General features: G+C 72.2%; 15 protein-coding genes. 5 read left to right on the top strand and 10 right to left on the bottom strand.

Annotated features, from left to right (window positions below):
- Positions 1–235 precede the first annotated feature (235 nt).
- Positions 236–1,117 carry a Scr1 family TA system antitoxin-like transcriptional regulator gene (locus tag EV375_RS23400; protein WP_130301371.1) on the bottom strand — a complete coding sequence of 294 codons (882 nt, stop codon included), beginning with the start codon at positions 1,115–1,117 and terminating at the stop codon, positions 236–238.
- Positions 1,118–1,308: 191 nt separating this feature from the next.
- Here EV375_RS23400 and EV375_RS23395 point away from each other — a divergent pair, with 191 nt between their 5' ends.
- A complete protein-coding gene (locus EV375_RS23395; protein WP_486588776.1) occupies positions 1,309–1,755 on the top strand; it encodes an ATP-binding protein in 447 nt (148 codons plus the stop codon).
- Positions 1,756–2,057: 302 nt separating this feature from the next.
- Entirely contained in the window at positions 2,058–2,306 is a 249-nt protein-coding gene (locus tag EV375_RS23390; protein ID WP_130301369.1) for a hypothetical protein, read from the top strand.
- 34 nt (positions 2,307–2,340) lie between these two features.
- Here the strand turns inward: EV375_RS23390 and EV375_RS23385 are convergent, their stop codons facing one another.
- A complete protein-coding gene (locus tag EV375_RS23385; RefSeq protein WP_486588666.1) occupies positions 2,341–3,033 on the bottom strand; it encodes a response regulator transcription factor in 693 nt (230 codons plus the stop codon).
- Positions 3,030–4,211: a histidine kinase gene (locus EV375_RS23380; protein WP_130301367.1), complete on the bottom strand. Its 1,182-nt coding sequence runs from the start codon at positions 4,209–4,211 to the stop codon at positions 3,030–3,032. Before EV375_RS23380 ends, EV375_RS23385 begins: the two co-directional genes overlap by 4 nt.
- 189 nt (positions 4,212–4,400) lie before the next feature.
- On the opposite strand from EV375_RS23380, the gene EV375_RS23375 reads away from it, so the two are divergent.
- Together EV375_RS23375 and EV375_RS23370 are read left to right on the top strand one after the other, a co-directional pair.
- The gene (locus tag EV375_RS23375; RefSeq protein ID WP_130301366.1) at positions 4,401–4,652 is read left to right on the top strand and encodes a hypothetical protein; all 252 of its coding nucleotides are present in this window, start codon (positions 4,401–4,403) and stop codon (positions 4,650–4,652) included.
- Positions 4,653–4,771: 119 nt separating this feature from the next.
- Positions 4,772–6,349: an alpha/beta hydrolase gene (locus tag EV375_RS23370; RefSeq protein WP_486588665.1), complete on the top strand. Its 1,578-nt coding sequence runs from the start codon at positions 4,772–4,774 to the stop codon at positions 6,347–6,349.
- Positions 6,350–6,498: 149 nt separating this feature from the next.
- Here EV375_RS23370 and EV375_RS23365 read toward each other — a convergent pair whose 3' ends face one another.
- From EV375_RS23365 to EV375_RS23350, 4 genes are read right to left on the bottom strand one after another with little or no spacing between them, the layout of a single operon-like run.
- The gene (locus tag EV375_RS23365) at positions 6,499–7,794 is read right to left on the bottom strand and encodes a serine hydrolase domain-containing protein (RefSeq protein WP_486588664.1); all 1,296 of its coding nucleotides are present in this window, start codon (positions 7,792–7,794) and stop codon (positions 6,499–6,501) included.
- A gap of 56 nt (positions 7,795–7,850) precedes the next feature.
- Positions 7,851–8,723, bottom strand: a complete 873-nt coding sequence (locus EV375_RS23360; protein ID WP_130301365.1) for an ABC transporter ATP-binding protein — start codon at positions 8,721–8,723, stop codon at positions 7,851–7,853.
- Positions 8,711–9,472, bottom strand: coding sequence for a cobalt ECF transporter T component CbiQ (gene cbiQ / locus EV375_RS23355; protein WP_130301364.1), 762 nt, complete (start codon positions 9,470–9,472; stop codon positions 8,711–8,713). Before cbiQ ends, EV375_RS23360 begins: the two co-directional genes overlap by 13 nt.
- Before the next feature lies 1 nt (position 9,473).
- Entirely contained in the window at positions 9,474–10,790 is a 1,317-nt protein-coding gene (locus tag EV375_RS23350) for an energy-coupling factor ABC transporter permease (RefSeq protein WP_130301363.1), read from the bottom strand.
- A gap of 271 nt (positions 10,791–11,061) precedes the next feature.
- Between EV375_RS23350 and EV375_RS23345 the strand changes: the two genes are divergently transcribed.
- The gene (locus EV375_RS23345; RefSeq protein ID WP_130301362.1) at positions 11,062–11,475 is read left to right on the top strand and encodes an SsgA family sporulation/cell division regulator; all 414 of its coding nucleotides are present in this window, start codon (positions 11,062–11,064) and stop codon (positions 11,473–11,475) included.
- 760 nt (positions 11,476–12,235) lie between these two features.
- Here EV375_RS23345 and EV375_RS23340 read toward each other — a convergent pair.
- The 3 genes from EV375_RS23340 to EV375_RS23330 are packed head-to-tail and all read right to left on the bottom strand — an operon-like array spanning position 12,236 to position 15,899.
- Positions 12,236–13,126: an SDR family oxidoreductase gene (locus EV375_RS23340; RefSeq protein WP_130301361.1), complete on the bottom strand. Its 891-nt coding sequence runs from the start codon at positions 13,124–13,126 to the stop codon at positions 12,236–12,238.
- Complete coding sequence (locus EV375_RS23335) at positions 13,123–14,295, bottom strand: alpha/beta fold hydrolase (protein ID WP_130301360.1); 1,173 nt, start codon at positions 14,293–14,295, stop codon at positions 13,123–13,125. Before EV375_RS23335 ends, EV375_RS23340 begins: the two co-directional genes overlap by 4 nt.
- The gene (locus EV375_RS23330; RefSeq protein WP_130301359.1) at positions 14,295–15,899 is read right to left on the bottom strand and encodes a flavin-containing monooxygenase; all 1,605 of its coding nucleotides are present in this window, start codon (positions 15,897–15,899) and stop codon (positions 14,295–14,297) included. The genes EV375_RS23335 and EV375_RS23330 overlap by 1 nt, the downstream gene beginning before the upstream one ends.
- Between the last annotated feature and the right edge of the window lie 73 nt (positions 15,900–15,972).

The raw sequence follows: 15,972 nt of genomic DNA, 5'->3' as shown, positions 1-15,972 counted from the left end.
GAAGTGCTTCCCCCGTCGGCCGGCCCGGCGGTGGTCGGTCCAACTGTGGGGACGGTGCTGGGGGTGGTGCGTGGTGCTGCGGTGGTGCCGGTCGGTGCGCGCTGGTGCGTGGTGAGGCCGAACGCCGCGGCCATGAGGCCGTCGGCGAGTGCGGTCGGTGCGGTCGGTGCGGTCGGTGCGGTCGGTGCGGTCGGTGCGGTCGGTGCGGTCGAGAGTGTTCAGCTGTTCTCAAGGGTCATTTGTCGAACTCCTTACGCAGATTGGCCAGATACGTACGGGGGTCCGGCACATGCTCCACGGCCAGCAGCGAGACGCGGGTGAGCGCCTCCAGATGCGTGACCACGTCGGGCCGCTGGTCCAGATAGACCGCGCTGGTCAGCCCGACCTCGGTGTAGACGATGTCCTGCAACTCCCGTTCTCCGAAACGGAAGTACGTCACGTGACCGCCGGTCCCCGGGTGCGGGCCCGCGGCGAGCGGCACGATCCGCAGCGTGATGTTCGGCATCCCGGCCGCCTCGACCAGCCGGTCCAGCTGTCCCCTCATGATCTCCGGACCGCCGACCTCGCGGCGCAGAGCCGCCTCCTCCAGTACGACCCACAACGTCGGCGCGTCGTCCCGCTCCAGCAACTCCTGGCGTCTCAGGCGCAGTTCGACGCGGTGCTCCAGCGACTCCGCGGCCTCGTTGGGGAATCCGGCGCTGATGACGGCTCGGGCGTACTCCCGTGTCTGCAACAGTCCCGTCACGTAGTGGGGTTCGTAGACCCGGATGACCTCAGCGTCCGTCTCCAGGCTCACGTAGCCGCGGAACCAGTCGGGCAGGGCGTCGCGGAACGGGTACCACCAGCCGGGAGCGTTGGCCCGCTCGGCCATGGCGGTGAACTCGTCGATCTCGGCGCCGGCCACGCCGTAGAGCCTCAACAGCTCCTTGACGTACGGGACTTTGAGACCGACCTGCGCGTTCTCCATGCGCCTGATCGTCAGATGGTTCACGCCCAGCGCCCTGGCGGCGGCGTCGAGCTTGACCCCCTGGCTCTCGCGCAGCTCCTTGAGCCGCTTCCCGAGGATGATGCGCAGCACCGTCGGAGCACTCGATCCGCTCGGCAGTGCATCGGTCACGCCCTCACCTCCCGAGGTCGCGCGGCGGGCCGGCCGGCGCTGAGCAGGACCGTACAGTACGGCCGCAACCGATCGGGAGACGCATCAAAATGCGCCAACTCGAGCTACCTCATTGCGCCTTCACTCTGAAATTATCAGAAGGAAGCTTGCGAGTTGAAGACCGCAGCGCTCATAGTGAGCCCGTGCTCCCCATGAGCGTGCCCCCCACGCACGACCGCCGCCCACCGCGCCCCCCGTCCGGCCCCGGTACGGATTCACACGCGCTCCGGCTCCCGGCCGAGGACGTCAGCGTCCCCCGGGCCCGGCACGCGATGGACCGCTGGCTCACCCGCCGAGGCGCCTCCCCCGATTTACGCGAGCAAGCCGCCCTGGTGCTCTCGGAGTTGATCACCAACGCGGTCACGCACACCGACAGCGTGTGGATCGTGTGCGCCACGTCCTACTCCCCCTACGACGGGGTGCGCGTGGAGGTGCACGACGACGACACCAGCAGCCGCGCACCGCAGCCGGCCGCGCCGACGGCCGAGAAGGAGTCGGGGCGCGGGCTGTACATCGTCGAATCGCTGGCCGAGTGCTGGGGCGTTGCGGTCTCCCCGGTCACGCGCGGCAGCGCCGTCTGGGCGCAGCTGCTGGGCTGAACGCCACCCGCGGTCCTGCCCGGTCCGTCCGGAGCGGCCGGAGCGGCCTGACCGCGTGCGGCTTTCAACCGACCGCCGGACGCGTGCCGTTCGGCTGACGTCCGGCGTGACGTCCGGCGGTCGTCGTACAGGGCTGCGCGTGAGGGGCCGCGCACTGCCTTGAAAGGTCCTCAGGCCCCCGGTTGGCTGTGAGCGTCGGTTGGGGAGTCGTTTCGCGATGAATGCGGGTGTCGCGTTCTGACCGACGGTGCGATGTCGGTTTGCTCTGACGTCAGTCGGGGCTTGCGGTGGGACTGTGGGGTGTGCTTCTGCCGCTGGGCGCCCTGATGGGTAACTCGCAGTCAAAGGTCGAGCCGCACACGGCAATCCGCAAGGATCATCTGCCGGGGATGTCGATGTGTTCGATGCGGGGCGGCGTGGGACCGGCCGTCGGGAGCCTGCCGGCGTCGGCCGCCGTCGGCGTCTGCGGGGCGGAGCAGGCGGTCGCCGCCGTCGTGTTCCTCCACCGGAGGATCAGCGAGGAGGCCGTTCGCCACGCCCGTCGTCGCTGAACGGACCGGTGGACCGGGGGGCCGGGGGCGGAGGTCATTCCGCCGCGTCGCGCACCACCAGGGCGATCTGAACCCTGTTCTCGACCGCCAGCTTGGCGAACAGGCTGCTGGTGTGTGCCTTCACGGTGGCGACGCTGATGTGCAGGCGCCCGGCGATCTCCGGGTTGCCCAGGCCGTCCGCGATGGCGCGGGCGGTGTCGAGTTCGCGTTCGGTCAGTGCGGCCAGGCGCTTCCGCGCCGCTTCGCGGGACGCGGCGCGGGTGGCGGATCCGGAGGACCGCGGCCCGGTGGCTGCGGCGATCACGTGCGCGGTGGCCTCGGGGGAGAGTACGGGGTTGCCGCCGGCGACCGTCCGTACGGCGTCGACGATCCGCGCGGGCGGGGTGTCCTTGAGCACGAAGCCGAGGGCCCCGGAGCGCAGCGCGCCGAGCACCAGGTCGTCGGAGTCGAAGGTGGTGAGCATGAGCACGCGCGGCGGAGCGGGCCGGCCGAGCAGCTCCCGGGTCGCGCTGAGGCCGTCGCGGCCGGGCATCCGCACGTCCATCAGGACGACGTCCGGCCGGTGTTCGTCCACGGCGCCGATCGCGGCGTTCCCGTCCGTCGCCTCCGCGACGACCGCCAGATCCGGTTCGCCGTCGATGATCAGGCGCAGCGCCATCCGTACCAGCTGGTCGTCGTCGACGATGACGACCCGCACCGGCTCTCGCTCGCTGTCCACGTCTTTCATCTCTCCCGGGGCTGGTGCGGCCAGGGTAGCCGCGCGGTGAGGACGTATTCGCCGTCGGGTGCGGGGCCGTGGTCGAGCGTCCCGCCGGCGAGGGTGACGCGTTCGCCGAGGCCGGGCAAGCCGAAACCGGAGGACAGCGGCCGGACCGTACGGGCGTCGGCACGGGAGTTGCGGACGGTGACACGCAGCTCGCCGCCGGCCGCTCCCTCCAGGGTGACGCTCACGCCCGCGCCCGGGGCGTGCTTGGCCGCGTTGGTCAGGCCCTCCTGGACGACCCGGTAGCAGGTCCGCCCGAGGGCGTCGGACGGCGTTCCCGCCACCGTGCTGGTGAACGTCGCGTCCAGCCCCGACGTACGGGCGTCGTCGACCAGTTCGGGAACGAGGCCGAGGGAGGGCTGCGGCGGTTCCGGGCGGTCCGGGTCGGCCCGGAGCACCCCGAGGACGTCGCGCAGTTCCTCCAGTGCCTGCTGGGAGCCGTCGGCGATGCCGCGGAGCAGCGTGCTGCTCTCCTCGGGCGTGAGGTCGGAGCGGTGGCCGAGGACCCCGGCCTGCATGGCGACCAGGGAGATACGGTGCGCCAGCACGTCGTGCATCTCCCGCGCGATCCGGTTCCGTTCCAGGGCGCGCGCCTGCTCCGCCCGCGCCGTCTGTTCCCGCTCCGCGCTCTCCGCGCGCTCGCGCAGCGACCGTACCTCCACGCGCCGCGCCCCGACCGCCGTACCGAGGGCGACCGCGATGCCCGCGGTCAGCGCGGGGACGACCGCCCGCTCCAGCCAGGTCGCACCGTCGCCGTCCTCGACGGGATAGAGCCCGAGGGCGAGCGAGGACGCGACCACGTACGCCAGGACGATCTCGGCGATCTCCACCGGGCGGCGGCGCGTGGAGATCGAGGTCAGCGCCAGGAGCGCCGCGCCGGTGGCCAGCGTCGACACGGTCGAGGCGATCGCGACCGTCATGGCGACGGCGAGCGGGAACCGCCGCCGCCACAGCAGCAGCATCAGGCAGCCGAGCGCCACCAGCGGATCGCCGGTGGCGAACCAGGAGCCCGTCTGAGCCGCCTGCCCGTCCGGCAGCAGCACTCCGGCGGAGAGCCACACCGGGACGCCCGCCGCCGCGGCTGCCCCCAGCCGCCAGGTCTGCTGCCACCCGCCGAGCCGGGGCATCTCCTCCGTGTTCATGGCCGTCATTCTCGCGAGGCGTATGGGCCCGCGCGTCGGACCGGGGTCTGTCTCACCCCCGACCTCGGTCGTACCACCCCCTCGACCGCGGTCGAGGACGGTTCGGGACGCCGGTCCGATGTGTCCGCGACGCCCGCTGAACAGACTCGTTCACGTGCCGAAACGGCCGGACACGGAACGGAGCAAGTGATGGGCAGAGGCGGCTACCTGGCGCTGGAGACCCTCGGGATGGTGCTCGCAGCCCTGGCAGCCCCCACGGCGATCCACGGGGTGCTGGACCGGGAGTCCGAGCAGTGGTGGGGGCTCCTCGACCAGGTGCCCGGTGGCCTCGCCGGGCGGACGGTCCTGCTCGGGCTGGTCGCGGTCCTCGGCATCGCGTACGGCGGCCGGGCCCACCTCCGGCTCCAGCCCGGCACCGGGCGGGGCGCACCGAGCGCCTGATCCCGTGGCCACCACGTACCTGGCGCGTGGCATCTGACAGCCGGCCTCCGGCTGACGTCCGACAGACACCTGACACCTGACACCTGACACCTGACACCTGACACCTGAGGAGACATCACATGCGCCGGAAGAAGACCCTGTCCCTCGGCATGTCCCTCGGCATCGCCGCCTCCGCTGTGGCGGCGACCGCCCTCGCGGGGGTGTCCCTGGCGACGGTCTCGGACACCGCCGGGGCGACGGCCGGCACCCTGCGGTGGGGCTCGTGCAAGGACACGGAGCACAAGTCCGGGGACACCGGGGAGTCGAAGACGCCGGAGAAGTCCGGCAAGGACCCCGCCTCCCGGCTGGAGTGCGCGACACTCGAAGTCCCCCTGGACTACCAGGACCCGGACGGCCGCAAGATCGACATCGCCGTCTCCCGGCTGACGAGCGAGAACCCCTCGAAGCGCCGCGGCGCGCTGCTGGTGAACCCGGGCGGCCCGGGACTGGCGGGCCTCGGCTACCCAGCCGCGCTCGCCGTCTCGGGGCTGCCGCAGGACGTGCAGGACTCGTACGACCTGATCGGCTTCGACCCGCGCGGCGTCGGCCGCAGTACGCCGGTGACCTGCGACCTCACGCCCGAGCAGCTGGAGCACCGGCCGGTGTACGCGCGGACCGCGGCCGATGTCACGAAGGAGGCGGTCCACGCGCGGGACATCGCCCGGCAGTGCGCCGACTCGAAGACGTCGTGGATGCTGCCGCACGTCAGCACCGCGAACACCGCCCGCGACATGGACCGGATCAGGGCCGCCCTCGACGAGTCGAAGATCTCGTACTTCGGCGGCTCCTACGGCACCTCCCTCGGTTCGGTCTTCACGACTCTCTTCCCGGGGAAGAGCGACCGGATCGTGCTGGACAGCAACCTCGGCCCGAAGGGGTACGACCTCAGCGCCACGCGGCTGTTCGGCCGAGGCATGGAGGACCGGTTCCCGGACTTCGCGAAGTACGCCGCCGCGCACCCGGAGTACGGACTGGGCGGCACGCAGGAGCAAGTGAAGGAGAAGTTCTACGAGTTGGCGGAGCGGCTGGAGAAGAAGCCGGCTCAGGGATACGACGGGGCGCGCTTCCGCACGGAGACGTTCAGCAAGCTGTACCTCGACTCCAACATGCCCCTGGTGGCGAAGACCTGGCAGGCCCTGGACACGGGCCGGCCGCTGGCGCCGAGCCCGCCGGCACAGGAGTCGGAGAACGCCACGTCCTCCCGTTACTACGTGACCTGCAACGACAGCCGCTGGCCGAGCGCGATCGGCGTCTACCGGCGCAACACCGCGGTGGACCGCGAGAGGTACCCGCTGGTGGGCGGGGCCACCGCCAACATCGGACCGTGCGCCTTCTGGCCGGACGAGCGCACCGAACCGCAGGTGCAGATCGGTGACCGGGGCCCGTCGAACGTCCTCATGGTGCAGAACGAGCGCGACCCGGGCACGCCGCTGGCCGGCGCGAAGAAGCTGCGGGAGGCGTTCGGCAAGCGGGCCACGATGGTCACCGCCGACCAGGGCGGCCACGGCCTCTACCCGAACGCCGCCAACACCTGCGCGAACGACGCGGTGACCACGTACCTGACCACCGGGAAGCGCCCGGCCCAGGACCTGGCCTGCCCCGCGGAGCAGGCCAGCGGGCAGCCGAGCGGGCAGTCGAGCGGGCAGCCGGGCGCGTAACGGGGGACTGCAGTGGAAGCGGCAGGAGTCGGGAACGGGAACAGGAGGGGCACCCTGGCGGCCGGCACCGGACGCGCCCTGCGCCTCCGCTACAGCCGCCTCCTCGACGGCGGCGCGGGCTGACCCGCCAGCATCGCCACCACCGGCCGTCAGAGGCAGGCGCGCAGCGCCGCCACGAGGGCGTGGGCACGCGGGTCCGAGGTGACCGACCGCTGCATGGCGGCGGTCACGTACGCGAAGGCGGTGCCGGACTCGGGGTCGGCGAAGGCCAGGGAGCCGCCGCGGCCCGGGTGGCCGAAGGAGCCGTGCGCGAGCATCGGCGCCCCCGGTCCGTGGAGCATGAAGCCCAGCCCGAAACGGGAGTTGACCACCAGCACGCGGTCCGGCCCGCTCGACTCCTGGGAGCGCGCCTGAGTCAGGGTCGCCGGCGTGAACAGCCGGCCGCCCGCGATGCCCGTGCCCCGCCCGTAGGGCCGGCCGCCCACGCCCCGGCCCGCCGCCCCGTGCGTCCCGGACCCGGACCGCGCCTCGACCGGGCCGATCAGCGCCGCGTAGAAGCGCGAGAGGGAACGGGCCGTGGCGACGCCGCCGGAACCGGGGAGCCCGGCCGCGAGCCACGCCGGATCGCCTTCGTCGGGGCGCGGGGCGACCGCGTCGAACGCCCGCCTCGTCAGCGAGTCCGGGTCGCCGTAGGCCCGGGTCACCGACGCCTTCGGACGTGTGCGAAGTCCCGTGGCGGCTCGCTGCTCCGGGGTGGGCACCTCGGCCAGAAGTGCCAAGTCCACGCCTCCGTGCGGGACTTCCGCGGTCGCGGGCAGTCCGAACCACATGCGCAGCCCGAGCGGTCCCGCGACCTCCTCCGCGAACCAGCGCCCCAGGGTGCGTCCCGTCGCCCGCTGCACGAGCTCGCCGATGAGCCAGCCGTAGGTGTGCGGGTGGTAGCCGTGGTCTGTGCCCGGCTCCCACAGCGGTGCCTGCGCGGCGAGCGCGGACGGGCCGCTCACGCCGTCGACGGCCTGCCCGGGCGTGAGCGGGGAGTCGAGCGTGGGCAGACCGGCACGGTGCGCGAGCACGTGCCGCACCAGCAGACGTTCCTTGCCGTTCGACTTGAACTCCGGCCAGTACGTGGCGACAGGCGCGTCCAAGTCCAACTGGCCCCGCTGGTGGAGCATATGGAGCACCGCGGCGGCCGGGCCCTTCGAAGCGGAGCGGATGACTGCGGCGGTCTCCTCCTGCCACAGGGCATCGTCCTCCTGCCCGGGCCCGGCGTTCTTGCGCCCTCCCCACAGGTCGGCGACGACGAGCCCGTTCCGGTGCACGGTCAGGGCCGCTCCGGTCTCGCCGCGGTCGGCGAAGTTGGCGGCGAACGCGTCCCTCAGGGGCTCGTAGCCCTCCGCCACGGTGCCGTGGACGTCCACCGCGTTCTCAGCGTCTTGAGCCTTCACGCCACTGTCCGTCCCACTCGAGCCGTTGTCCGTGCGTCCGTGCACCGTCCATGGTGCTATCGCTGTGGGACTTTCACCGAGCCGGGGTCGAAGCCGAACGGCAGTTCCAGGCGGTGCGCGGCCAACAGCCCTTCGTCACACAGGAGTTCCTGCGTCGCGCCGTCCGCGACGATCACGCCGTCGCTCAGCACCACCGAACGCGGGCAGAGCTGGAGCGCGTACGGCAGGTCGTGCGTGACCATCAGCACCGTCACGTCCAGCTGCTGGAGGATGTCCGCCAGTTCGCGGCGCGAGGCCGGGTCGAGGTTCGAGGACGGCTCGTCCAGTACCAGGATCTCCGGCTGCATGGCGAGCACGGTGGCCACCGCGACGCGGCGGCGCTGCCCGAAGGAGAGGTGGTGCGGGGGACGGTCGGCGTGCGCCTCCATCCCGACCTGGGCGAGGGCGTCGTGCACGCGCGAGGCGAGCTCCGCGCCGCGCAGCCCGGCGGTGGCCGGGCCGAAAGCGACGTCCTCCCGCACCGTCGGCATGAAGAGCTGGTCGTCGGGGTCCTGGAAGACGATGCCGACCCGCCGCCGGATCTCCGGGAGGTTCCCCGGCGCCACGGGCAGCCCCGCGACCGTCACGGAACCGGCGCCGGCGGTGAGGATGCCGTTGAGGTGCAGCACCAGAGTCGTCTTGCCCGCCCCGTTCGGGCCGAGCAGCGCGACCCGCTCGCCGCGCGGGACGGTGAGGTCGACGCCGAACAGGGCCTGGTGGCCGTCGGGGTAGGCGTAGGCGACCCCCGCCACGTCCAGGGAAGGCGGCGGCACCGCTCCCGCCGCAGCACGGCCCGCGGCGTCGCCGGCGCCCCCCGCGGGGCGTCCGGGACGTCCGCCATCGACGTCGTGCGTGCTCTCGCTCTTGCTGTCGCCGGTCACAGCGCCCATCCCATCAGGCAGACCGCCAGCGCCGCGAGCGGGAGGGCCGCGGCGCCCGTCCACTGCGCGCGCGTGGCGTTCACCTCGTCGATGACGGGCATCGTGCCGGTGTAACCACGGCTGACCATGGCGAGATGGACGCGCTCGCCGCGCTCGAAGGAGCGGATGAACAGCGCACCCGCCGACTTGGCCAGGACGCCCCACTGCCGCACGCCGCGCGCACGGAAGCCGCGGGACAGGCGCGCGATCCGCATCCGGCGCATCTCGTCCGTGACGACGTCGCCGTAGCGGATCATGAAGGACGCGATCTGCACGAGCAGCGGCGGCAGCCTCAACCGCTGGAGCCCCAGCAGGAGTTCGCGCAGCTCCGTCGTCGAGGCGAGCAGCACCGAGGCGGCGACACCGAGCGTGCCCTTGGCGAGGACGTTCCAGGCGCCCCACAGCCCGGAGGACGACAACTGCACGCCCAGCACGTCGACGTACGGGCCCCGCGCGACGAAGGGCATCAGCACCGCGAAGGCCACGAACGGCACTTCGATGACCATCCGCTTCAGCAGATGCCCGTACGGCACATGCCCGGCGCGGGCCACCGCGGCGAGCAGCACCGCGTACAGCACGAACGCCCACATCGCTTCGCGCGGGGTCGAGACGACCACGAGCACGAAGCAGAAGACCGCGGCGAGCTTGCAGTGGGGCGGCAGCGCGTGCACCGGCGACCGCCCGTGCAGATAGAGCTTGTGGGCGTGGCCCGCACCCATGTCAGTTCGTCTCGTTTCCGCTCCGGCCGGAGCTCCCGCCCTGCGAAGTCGCGGCGCCGACGGCCTCCTCCGGCTGCCCCGGCTGCTCCGGCCGCCCCCCACGACGGCGGCGCACGGCGACGAAGACGCTGCTGCCCACGGCGAGGGTCGCACCCGCGCCGATGACGCCCGCGAGTCCGCCGGAGAGGCGGGCGTCGGCGATGCTCTCGACGCCGTAGTCGGCGAGCGGAGAGTCCTTCGCCGCATGGTCCTCGGCCTGCTTGTCGATGCCGTTGTCGGCGGCGACCTTCTCCAGGCCGTCGGGGCTGGCAGACGCGTAGAAGCTGACGACTCCCGCGCAGATCGCGGTCGCCGCCAGGCCTCCGATCCACAGGCCGCGGTTGGTGCGGGCCGGGCGGGCGGGGACTGTGTGAGCGGGGACGGGCTCGGCCTCGGGACCGGCCCCGGGCTCGGGCCCGGGTGAAGTCGTGGTGCCGGCGGGGGAGTCGGCAGAGGAGCCGCCCGCCGAGCCGGCGTCGGAGTCGGCGCCGGGACGGGCACGCGGTGGCACCGTGCCGCCACCCGGAACCGCCACCGCAGCCGTACGCAGCTCCAGCGGCCGCGAGGCGAAGTCCCGTGCCCCGTGGACCAGATCGGGCCGCACCGCGACGACGGCGCCGACCGTGGCGGCGGTGATCGCCGCCTCGCCGATACCGATCAGCACATGCACACCCGTCATGGCCGCGAAGACCTTGCCTAGCGCGACGTCCGCGGTGCCTCCGGCGGCGTAGATCCCCGTGAAGGCGATCGCCGCCGCGGGCACCGAGAACAGCGCCGCCACGAACGAGGCGACCGTGACGGCTCCCCGGCCGCGCGGCAGCAGCCGCAGCAGCACCCGGAAGATTCCGTAGGCGACGAGGACCGTCACGACGCCCATGACCACGATGTTCACACCGAGCGCGGTCAGACCGCCGTCCGCGAACAGCACGCCCTGCATGAGAAGAACGACGGAGACGCAGAGCACCCCGGTGTACGGGCCGACGAGTATCGCCGCCAGCGCTCCGCCCAGCAGATGGCCGCTGGTGCCTGCCGCCACGGGGAAGTTGAGCATCTGCACGGCGAAGATGAACGCCGCGACGAGGCCCGCCAGCGGCGCGGTGCGGTCACCGGCCACCGCCGCGTTCCCGGCCGGGTCTCCTGCCGCGTCGCCCGCGGAACGGCCTGCCACCGCGCCCAGTTCGCGCCGCGCGCCGCGAAGCGAGACCGCGACCGCGCCCGCCGCGACCGCACCCGCGGCGACGGACACGGGGGCGTTGATGAATCCGTCCGGCACATGCATGACGCCACTCCGCTTCTAGGTCGGCCCGCTCCCGCGGCCAGTACACGTCCCTTCGATGATAGGGCCTTCCTGCAAATAGATTGCAAGAGCGGGTCCATTGCTCGAAATACCTGGGGGTGCATCGGTGTTCACAGAAGACCGGTTGCGGGCAGCCTGTGGCACACCTCACCCGCTTTTTCCGGTGACTCCCGCCCATCTCGTGCGTCTCTCATGGGGATAGGGCTACACGGGAGGGACGGCCGGGGCCGCCCCGACGACATAGGAGCAGAGGATGTCCGCAGTCTTCGACCACGCCGTGCAGGCCCGTCTCATCGCCGATCCGCACACGAGCAGGGACCTCAGAGCAGCACTCCGCTACGACACCACCGACCCGCTCGCGGTCCGCATCGTCTTCCCCGCCGACGCGTCCCTCGACGGCGGGGAAGTCGCCTGGGCCTTCGGACGCGAACTGCTCGACGCCGGGCTCCACGAGCCCGCCGGCGAGGGCGACGTGCACGTGTGGCCGCGGAACGGCACCAGCACGGTGATCGAACTGCTCTCCCACGAGGGCGTCGCCGTCGTGGAGTTCGACAGCGCGGATCTGCGCTACTTCCTCCTGCGCTCGTACGACGTCGTCGCCGCGGGTCAGGAACACGGCGAGACGGACGTGGAGTCGGGCCTGGCCGCACTGCTGCGCGGCGTCTGACCGGAGGTCCGAGGTCTTCCGACCTCGCGCTCGACCTGCCGTATGCGCCCGTGAGCTCCGGGCGGTGCGGCTCAGGAACCTTGTTCCTCAACAGACAGCCGCCGCCTACGAGTTGCCGCACCGCGAAGCTGCTCCGGTACCCGCTCGAACCATCGCGCCGACGGTTGTGCCTCACCGTTCGCCGCCTCCGTCCACGGGAGCCGCACGGTGTGACCCCCCTGCGGTGACGCCCACGAAGAACCGGTAAACGGACCGGCGCAGGACCCGGGAGACCGGCCGGTAGACGGACCGGCGGAGGACCCGGGAGACCGGCCGAGACGAACCAAGAGGGACCGGGAGAGAGCCCGGGAGACGGACCGGCAGAAGGCCCCGGCAGAGGGCCAGGGAGACGGACCGGGACAGCCCTCGACGCACCCTGGCGGCGGCGGCCGGGCCGTCGGACCGACGACGCACCCACTCCCCCCACAGCGCCACGCGCCGCACCCGTGCCGTACCCGCTCCGACCGCGCCTCAGCAGGGCCCTCGATCTCAACGGCAGCCCAGGGGCCGGCCGTCGGACGGCGCGGGGGCTCAGGGAGGGCGCACCCCCGGCAGGGTCGGTGCGCCCTCCCCGCGTGCCGCGCCGTGCTCGCGTCACGTCTCCATGGCGAGTCGCCGCCCCGTGGCGCGCAACGTTCCGGGGCGCGTCACGTCCAAGGCGGCCTCACGTCTCCGTGGCGCCCAAGCCCCGTCGGCGCGCCACGACTTCACGGCGGGCAGATCACTGCCTGACGGCGCGCTCCCCCTCGTCCGCCGCTCCACCCGCGCCCACGAGCCCGGTGCGGGTTCCCGCTTCGGCGAGCCGCGGTTCGATGCGGCGCATCTCCCGCTGCCCCACCGTTCCGATGACGGACGGCAGATAGCCGCGTATGCCCTGCATCCCCCGCAGCCACCACTGCCCGTACACATGGCGGGACCGGCGTTCGATGCCGGCCACGATGCGGTCGACGGCAGGACCCAGCGGGTACGTGCGGTTCGCCGGCCACGGGAGCCGCTTCCGCAGGTCGCGCATGACCTCGTCCTCGTCGGCGCCGCGCACCATGTCGGTGTCCGTCCAGGACAGATAGCCGACACCCACCCGTACTCCCTTGTGGCCGACCTCCGCGCCCAGGCAGTGCGCGAAGGCCTCCACGCCCGACTTCGAGGAGCAGTACGCGCTCATCATCGGAGCGGGCGTGATCGCGGCGAGCGAGGCTATCTGGAGGAAGTAACCGCGTGAGGCGATGAGTTGGGGCAGGAACGCCCGCCCCGTCACGGCGCCGCCGATGAGGTTGACCTCGATGACGCGGCGCCACGAGACCGGATCGGAGTCGACGAACGGGCCGCCGCTCGCGACGCCCGCGTTGGCGACCACCAGGTCGACCTTGCCGAACCGGTCATTGACCTCACCGGCGATCCGGGTCATCGCGTCATGGTCGGTGACGTCGCCGTGCCAGTGCGCGGAGTCCGTGCGCAGGGACTCGCTGACCCGCTTCAACTCGTCAGGCTCCAGGCCGATCAACGCGACCTTCGCACCGCGCGCGGAAAGCTTCCGCGCCAGCAGCTCCCCTACGCCGCGGGCGGCTCCGGTGACGACCGCGACCTGCCCCTCCAGGCTCCGACGACGGCTCACGGCGTCTCCTCCTTCTTCTTCTCGGTCCTCGACTTCGGCTGCTGCGACTCGGTCTTGGCCTTGGTCCCGGCCTTGGTCCCGGCCTTGGGCTTGGTCTCGGTCTTGGTCCCGGGCTCGGTCTCGGGCTCGGTCTCGGGCTCGGTCTCGGTCTCGGGCTCGGTCTTCTTTGTCCCGGTCTTGGGCTTGTCGGCCGCCCCCTGCTTGCCGGTTCCCTGCTGCGCAGGGATTCCGGCCGACTCCGGGGCGGTGTCGGTGAGGTGGTCGCGTACGAGTTCACGCAGCACCCCGCTCACGACCGACGGCGTCTCGATCGGCGTCATGTGCCCGCGGCGCGGCAGCTCGTGCAGACCGGTGCACTGCGGGAGAGCGTCGGCGATCTCGCGGGCCAGCGCGGGCGGTGTCAGCCGGTCGGCGGCGCCGCTGATCACGGCCGTCGGAATGCCGAGCTCGCGGGCCTTCGCCGCGATGTCGAGCGTCGAGAGCACGCGGCCCCAGGCGCCGCGCTCGCGCGGCCGGCACGCGTGCACGATGCGGGCCACCACGGCGACCTGTTCGGGTGTCGCCTCGGGGCCCATCGTCCCGTACTTCATCGCCCTCTTCGTCAGCGGCGACACGGGACCGAGCGGCAGCCCGGAGTGCAGCAGGAACCGTTGCGCACGCCCACGGGCACGCTCCGAACGCAGAGGTATGACCCGCGCGGACGCGACCAGCCGGTGCGCACCCGTGTTGCACAGCATCAGGGCGGCGGCCCGCTGCTCGAGGACCGGGCGGCCCGCGGCGGCTATGAGGGTCATGGCCCCCATGGAGTGACCGCCCAGCACGGCCCGTTCGCCCGGCTTCAGCGCCGCGTCCAGCACGGCGCACAGGTCGTCCGCGAGCGTGGCGGGGCTGTAGGCGTGCGGGTCCGTGCCCGGCGTACGGCCGTGGCCGCGCTGGTCGTACGCGATCACCCGGTGGCCGGTCTGCGTCAACTCCCGCATGACGGCGCCCCAGAAGCGGGTGGAGCAGGTCCAGCCGTGGATCAGCACCACGGCCGGGTCCGTCTCCTCCCCGTGGATCTCGACGTGCAGCCGGGCGCCGTCGGCGGACGTGGCCGTCAACTCCCGTGCGGCGGGCGGCGGGTCGTAGGGGCCGGGCGTCCTGCCCAGCGTCGAGGTCAGGCGCGCCATCAGCCCTCCTCCGCCGCGTGGAAGGCCGCCGTCTTCGCGCCGCGGCCGGCCGAGCCGGGCACGGTCGCGCCGGTGGCGGTGGCGGTGGCGCGAGCGCCGGTTGAGGAGTTCTGCGAGGGCCGGCGGTGCACCACGTACTCCTCCAGCCGGACTTCGCTCGTCACCTTGTTGAACTCGGAGGTCGTGCCCGGCCACACGGTCGTGTTGCGGCCGTTGGCGTCGAGGTACCAGCTGTCGCAGCCGGTGTTCCACACGCTGCGCCGCATGCGGTCCTGGACGTGCCTGTTCCACGCGTTCACGGCCTCGGGCCGGGCGTCGAAGGCGACCTTCCCGGACTCCCCGCCCAGGGTCTCCAGCTTCTTGACGTAGTCGACCATGTAGTTCAGCTGCGACTCGATGATGAGGATCATCGAGCTGTTGCCGAGGCCCGTGTTGGGCCCGATGACCGTCAGCAGGTTGGGGAAGCCGCCGGCGGAGCAACCGCGCAGCGCCTCCATGCCCTCCGACCAGGACTCGGCGAGCGTCGTGCCGTCGGCGCCCTTGACGCGGTGCGCGATCGGCATGTCCGTCACGTGGAATCCGGTGCCGAAGATGATCGCGTCCACTTCGGCCTCGGTGCCGTCCGCGGCGACGAGGGTGTTCCCGCGCACCTCCTTCAGACCGGAGGCGACCAGTTCGGTGTTGGGCCGGGCGAGCGCCGGATAGTAGCTGTTGGACAGGAGGATGCGCTTGCACCCGATGCGGTACTCCGGCGTGAGCTTGCGCCGCATGTCCGGGTCCTTGATCGCGCGCTTCATGTGACGGGTGGCGAGCCCCTCGATGAGGCCGAGCATCCTCGGGTGCTTGGCGAAGGCCGAGACCTGCAACTCGCGTATTCCCCAGAGGATTTGACGCCGCAGGAAGTGCGTGGCCGGCACCTTGGCGTGCAGCTTGCGCTCCAGGGCGGTGATCTCCCGGTCGGCCCTGGGCATCACCCACGCCGGGGTGCGCTGGAAGAGGGTGAGCCGTTCGACCTCGGGCTGGATAGCGGGCACGACCTGGATCGCGGAGGCGCCCGTGCCGATGACGGCGACGCGCTTGCCGCGCAGGTCGTAGTCGTGGTCCCACTGCGAGGTGTGGAAGACCTTGCCTCCGAAGCTCTCCAGGCCGGGGATGTCCGGGATCCTGGCCTCGGAGAGCGGGCCGGTGGCGCTGACCACGAAGTCCGCGGTCAGCCGGGTTCCCTGCCCGGTGGTGATGCTCCAGTGGAGCTCCTCCGGGTCCCAGCTCATCAGCTCGACCTCGGAGTTGAACCGGATGTGCTGCCGCAGCCCGAAGGTGTCGGCCACGTTCTCCAGGTACGCGCGGATGTGCTCCTGGCCCGAGAAGGTCCGCGGCCACTCCGGGTGGGGCGCGAACGAGAAGGAGTACAGGTGGGAGGGCACGTCGCACGCGCATCCCGGATAGGTGTTGTCGTGCCAGGTGCCTCCGACCGCCTCCCGGCGTTCGAGGACGACGAAGTCGGTGACTCCGGCGCGGCGCAGCCGTACGGCGGCCCCCAGGCCGCCGAATCCGGATCCGATCACCGCCACCCTTACGTGCTCGTGTTCGCGCTCGGCCGCCATGCCGCCGCCTCCCGAGGGTCTGACTGATTCGCCGCCTACAACGTGCCAGTAATCACTGGCACGGTTGGGAGCG

This window comes from Streptomyces sp. CNZ301 (assembly GCF_004217425.1).
Note: the sequence above shows the minus strand (reverse complement) of the source record. Positions and strands in the feature narration are given on the sequence as shown.

Bases quoted from the DNA above. Each gene is read 5' to 3' on its own strand.
- EV375_RS23335 (WP_130301360.1), bottom strand. From the start codon at position 14,295: ATGGCGCGCCTGACCTCGACGCTGGGCAGGACGCCCGGCCCCTACGAC.
- EV375_RS23395 (WP_486588776.1), top strand. From the start codon at position 1,309: ATGAGCGTGCCCCCCACGCACGACCGCCGCCCACCGCGCCCCCCGTCC.
- EV375_RS23380 (WP_130301367.1), bottom strand. From the start codon at position 4,211: ATGAACACGGAGGAGATGCCCCGGCTCGGCGGGTGGCAGCAGACCTGG.
- cbiQ (WP_130301364.1), bottom strand. From the start codon at position 9,472: ATGGGTGCGGGCCACGCCCACAAGCTCTATCTGCACGGGCGGTCGCCG.
- EV375_RS23370 (WP_486588665.1), top strand. From the start codon at position 4,772: ATGCGCCGGAAGAAGACCCTGTCCCTCGGCATGTCCCTCGGCATCGCC.
- EV375_RS23330 (WP_130301359.1), bottom strand. From the start codon at position 15,899: ATGGCGGCCGAGCGCGAACACGAGCACGTAAGGGTGGCGGTGATCGGA.
- EV375_RS23350 (WP_130301363.1), bottom strand. From the start codon at position 10,790: ATGCATGTGCCGGACGGATTCATCAACGCCCCCGTGTCCGTCGCCGCG.
- EV375_RS23375 (WP_130301366.1), top strand. From the start codon at position 4,401: ATGGGCAGAGGCGGCTACCTGGCGCTGGAGACCCTCGGGATGGTGCTC.
- EV375_RS23360 (WP_130301365.1), bottom strand. From the start codon at position 8,723: ATGGGCGCTGTGACCGGCGACAGCAAGAGCGAGAGCACGCACGACGTC.
- EV375_RS23385 (WP_486588666.1), bottom strand. From the start codon at position 3,033: ATGAAAGACGTGGACAGCGAGCGAGAGCCGGTGCGGGTCGTCATCGTC.
- EV375_RS23345 (WP_130301362.1), top strand. From the start codon at position 11,062: ATGTCCGCAGTCTTCGACCACGCCGTGCAGGCCCGTCTCATCGCCGAT.